This window comes from Microcystis sp. Msp_OC_L_20101000_S702 (assembly GCF_007095705.1).
Classification (GTDB): Bacteria; Cyanobacteriota; Cyanobacteriia; order Cyanobacteriales; family Microcystaceae; genus Microcystis; species Microcystis ichthyoblabe_A.
The window spans coordinates 1-4,237 of record NZ_SFBO01000204.1 but is presented as its reverse complement, the minus strand read 5'-3'; the positions used below and the strand labels follow the sequence as shown (position 1 = coordinate 4,237).

At 42.0% G+C, this 4,237-nt stretch carries 2 protein-coding genes and 2 pseudogenes; 2 read left to right on the top strand and 2 right to left on the bottom strand.

The annotated features are described in order from the left end of the window. Window positions 1–208: 208 nt before the first annotated feature. Both EWV60_RS20885 and uvrB read right to left on the bottom strand, forming a co-directional pair. Window positions 209–1,175: pseudogene (locus EWV60_RS20885) on the bottom strand (flagellar assembly protein H). 4 nt (window positions 1,176–1,179) lie between these two features. Beyond that, window positions 1,180–3,183 (bottom strand): excinuclease ABC subunit UvrB, encoded by a 2,004-nt coding sequence (gene uvrB, locus EWV60_RS20880; protein ID WP_002732244.1) that lies wholly within the window; start codon window positions 3,181–3,183, stop codon window positions 1,180–1,182. 192 nt (window positions 3,184–3,375) lie between these two features. Here uvrB and EWV60_RS20875 point away from each other — a divergent pair, with 192 nt between their 5' ends. After that, a complete protein-coding gene (locus EWV60_RS20875) occupies window positions 3,376–3,864 on the top strand; it encodes a hypothetical protein (protein WP_002733480.1) in 489 nt (162 codons plus the stop codon). Between the two features lie 80 nt (window positions 3,865–3,944). Further along, window positions 3,945–4,237: pseudogene (locus EWV60_RS20870) on the top strand (hypothetical protein); the annotation flags it as partial.

Genomic DNA, 4,237 nt, shown 5'->3' with positions numbered 1-4,237 from the left:
CTCTCCCAGAGAAGATAATAATTCTTCGAGATAATCTTTGGCAAACTGGTCATGAATAAATCTAGTCATAGGTTTATCTAACGTGATTTAATAATTTATCTCGCAATTGCTTAATCCGAAATATCCCCGAATTTGCCCAGAAAATTGCCTGCTCTGGTTAATCAGCCAATTTTCAAATCCACTATCATCAAAAGATTGAGTTATGCTTTCAATTAGAAAAGTGGGCAATTAATTCTGTGCGAGATGAATTGAGTATTAAAGGGGTAAACTCTTCCACTGGTAATAATAAAATGCGATCGATGATTACGGACAAATCTGGGTCTAAATTACCAAAACGAGCTTTCAATAAATTTTCTACCACCAGACGTTCTCCTTGTTGAAGACCCTGTTGAAGACCCTGTTGAAGACCCTGTTGAAGACCCTGTTGAAGACCCTGTTGAAGACCCTGTTGAAGACCCTGTTGAAGACCCTGTTGAAGACCCTGTTGACGGCCAGCATCCAGTTCTTCCTGAAGACGGGAAGTGTATAAAGGTGATAATCTCATAATTAACTCTCTGTCCTCCTGTTCAAGCTCTTGATCGTTAGTTAAAGAAGTTCTCAAGTTTAATAATAATTCTAGAGCATTTACCCGAAAAGGATGATCCTCTGGTAACGATTCTAGCTCATCGATCGCCCTTGCTTGTACTTTTCCCCGGCCTAAAATTCTTAACCAGAGAGTTGCTTCTGTTGGGGGTAATTGATGGATAACGGTGATTGCCGTGCGTAAAGAGGGAGCCAAAAAATAGATACCTTCCCCCCAATTCTCCTCATCTAATTTAGCTCCGAATCCTTCTAACAGTTGCGAGGAAGCGGTGGGAGTCAAAATCCAGAGACGGGGGATTTCTCCATCGTTAACATTCGTTTTCTGACGATTTGCTCGACGATTAATTTCTCCTTCCACTTCCAACAGTTTTAACAGACAAGTCCTAATTTCTGTAGCAGTGACAGGATTGCGAAAGGGTTCAAATAAACAGGGATTAATCGCCATTTTTCCCAGTAATCCTAGCAGTTCTCTCGGATTATTATCGAGAATCTGGGGTGAAAACCAGACATCGATTTCTCGTACTCTCTCCCAGAGAAGATAATAATTCTTCGAGATAATCTTTGGCAAACTGGTCATGAATAAATCTAGTCATAGGTTTATCTAACGTGATTTAATAATTTATCTCGCAATTGCTTAATCCGATCACGATATTTAGCCGCTGCCTCGAATTCTAGATTTTTCGCCGCTTCTTTCATTTGCGCTTCTAGTTGTTGAATTAATTCGGGAATTTGTTCTAAAGAAAGTTCTTCTATATTCTCATAAACCTGCTCTAATTGTTGGGAATTGAGACGACGGGAAATATCCAGAAAAGCCAAAATTGAATTACTCGACCTTTTAACAATCGGTTGCGGAATAATCCCATGTTTTTGGTTATATTCCTCTTGAATAGCTCGCCGTCTCTTAGTTTCTTCGATCGCATTAATCATACTATCAGTGAGATTATCTCCGTAAAGAATTGCCTGACCGCGAATATGACGAGCAGCCCGGCCAATAGTTTGAATTAAAGAGCGGGTAGCCCTTAAAAATCCTTCCTTATCTGCGTCTAAAATCGCCACTAGAGACACTTCCGGCAGGTCTAACCCCTCGCGAAGCAAATTCACCCCGATCAGCACGTCAAAGACCCCTTCTCGCAGGTCTTGGATAATTTCAATCCGTTGAATTGATTGAATTTCTGAATGTAGATATCTAACTTTAATTCCCCTTTCTTGCAAGTATTCGGTTAAATCTTCGGCCATGCGTTTGGTTAAAGTGGTAATCAAAACCCGTTCATTTAACCGCACTCGCTCCTTAATTTCCCCTAATAAATCATCCACTTGTCCCTCGGTTGGTCGCACAAAAATCTCTGGGTCTAAAACTCCCGTCGGTCGGATAATTTGTTCAACAATGTGATTTTCTGACTGTTCTAATTCCCAATCTCCCGGAGTGGCCGAAACAAAAATACATTGATTAACTTTCTGCCAAAATTCTTCCGACTTCAAAGGACGATTATCCGCAGCACTGGGTAAACGAAACCCGTGATCGATCAAAACTTTTTTTCGTGATTGATCGCCATTATACATTCCGCGAATCTGCGGCACACTGACATGAGATTCATCCACAACTAATAACCAATTTTGAGGAAAATAATCCACCAAACATTCCGGCGGTTCCCCCGCTAACCTACCCGCTAAATGCCGCGAATAATTTTCTACTCCGTTACAATAACCCACTTCCTGCAACATTTCTAAATCATAACGAGTCCGTTGATCCAAACGTTGCGCTTCCAGTAATTTGCCCGCTTTTTCTAACTCCAATAAACGGTTATCTAACTCGGTTTTAATATCCCGACAGGCTACCTCTAAACGTTCCTCCGGGGTAACAAAGTGACGGGCCGGATAAATACTAATTCGCTCTAATTTTTGCAAAACTTCCCCCGTCAGGGGATCGAGATAACGAATACTTTCAATCTCATCGCCAAAAAAATCAATTTTAATCACCCGATCCTCGTAAGCGGGAACAATTTCCAAAATATCGCCCTTGAGACGAAAACGGCCGCGAGTTAACTCCAAATCATTGCGATTGTACTGCACTGACACCAAGGCCCGTAATAATTGCCTTTGGTCGAACTCTTGACCAACTGTTAAGGAAATCGCCGCTTTCAGGTATTCCGCCGGCATTCCCAAACCATAAATACAACTAATGGAAGCGACGACGATCACATCCCTGCGTTCAAACAGCGAGCGCGTGGCTGAATGGCGCAGCATATCGATCTCATCATTAATTGAAGAACTCTTTTCGATGTAGGTATCGCTGACAGGAATATAAGCCTCCGGTTGATAGTAGTCGTAATAGCTGATAAAGTATTCCACGGCGTTATTGGGGAAAAATTGCCGCAATTCGTTACATAATTGGGCAGCCAAGGTCTTATTATGGGCTAGGACAAGGGTAGGCCTGCCGATTTTCTCGATCACAGCGGCAATGGTGAAGGTTTTGCCGGTGCCAGTTGCCCCCAAGAGGGTTTGGAAACGATGCTGGTTTTGCAGGGAATCTACTAATTTATCGATCGCTGCCGGTTGATCCCCGGTGGGTTGAAAGGGTGCTTGTAGTTGAAAAGCGGTCATTAGCGGCTAGGTGTAGAGAACAGGCAAAATAAATTATCAATCAAATTACCAACACTGATAGGGTTTTGGGGAAAGAAAGATGTATCTTAATATTAGAGAGGATTTTAAAAAAAGATTAAAAGTCTTCGAGAATACCCTAAACTTAAATCTTATCGTTTCTCCGAAGCTATTAACGGAAAGGAGTATCAGGTTATGACGGTGGAAAATCTAGAAACGAACGGGACTCAAACCCCAGCAACTACAGAAGAAAAGACCAGCACACGCGGTAAAGCTACTACGGCTAAAACCGCCAAAGATAAAGAAGTGGTCGCCCTTTCGGTGAAAAACAACGCTGAATCGGCTTCCAAAGCCTTAAAATTCTATCAACCCGAACATCGCTTACCCGAAAATCGTCCTGTTGGTACTAGCCATCTTCACTTCACGGAAGATGAAATGTTACCCGGGGGCCGTCCCGTAGAAGTTAGCCATCTGAAAGTGGTTAGTACCTATTCTTCCGTAGGTGGATTGCGTCCTGTCGGCTCTAGTGGTATGGAAGTTAGCAGCACTCTAGCGATTTCTGGCAATCGTCCGATTGCTCTTAGTCATCTGCACATTAGCGAAACTTATACAGTCATGGGTAATCGTCCCGTTGCTTCCAATGAAATCGATGATCCCGAAACTTTAATGGGATTTTTGGATTAATTGTTTTGTTGATCAAGATAGATTTTTTCCCTGTCCCGGACGGGGAATTTATTTTTTTTAGCTCACCGTTTTTAATCCCGATGCTGTTTAAGCAAAAATTGTTCTTAATTGTCTCCTTTCTAATAGTGGTTTTTTGCGGTTTCGGATTATTAAATCTTACCTACGATGCTTCAGTTTTAGCACCGCAGCAATATTACCAGATTCGATCGCTTCATACTTTACAATACCAGAAAGTCTTAGAGAATGAACTGGGGCGAGCCGGATATCTACTGTTGTTAATGATAGTTGGAACCTTGCAAATACTAAAGCAAGCTAAGTTAGAGATATTAGCAGAAGCACTACCAATACCAATCCTGTTTGAGAGTCGGAGAAA